Here is a 319-nt window from a genome sequence, read left to right as displayed (position 1 = left end):
TAATCACCTAAAGTAGGGACTGTATTGTGATCAAGCCAGTATACATCTGGATCAAAACCTCCTTTTGCTGCACCTGTTGTTTGAGTGACCCCGTGAAGGGAAGGGTACTGGCCTGTGTAAAGCGTTGTTCTACTAGGTGAACAAGCTGTACTTCCAATATAATGATTTAAGAAAGTCATCCCGTTTCCTCGTAGAAGCTCCCGTGTCTTCAAATGATTTTTACGCCATTCTTTTAGATCTTCATTTTCATAAGCTGTTGGAAAACGCTCCTCATCAACAAGGATAACAAGGAAATTGGGTCTTTTATTTTTTGGGGTTG

1 protein-coding gene is annotated in these 319 nt (G+C 40.8%); it reads right to left on the bottom strand.

Translation table 11 applies throughout. The features are described from left to right. The coding region (locus SAZ04_RS23750) for a sulfatase-like hydrolase/transferase (RefSeq protein ID WP_332699605.1) at nt 1–319 on the bottom strand (319 nt) is incomplete at both ends.

Origin of the sequence: Halalkalibacter lacteus (assembly GCF_036663595.1) — a bacterium.
Lineage (GTDB): Bacteria > Bacillota > Bacilli > Bacillales > Bacillaceae_D > Halalkalibacter > Halalkalibacter lacteus.
This window is presented reverse-complemented; position numbering and strand designations above follow the sequence as displayed.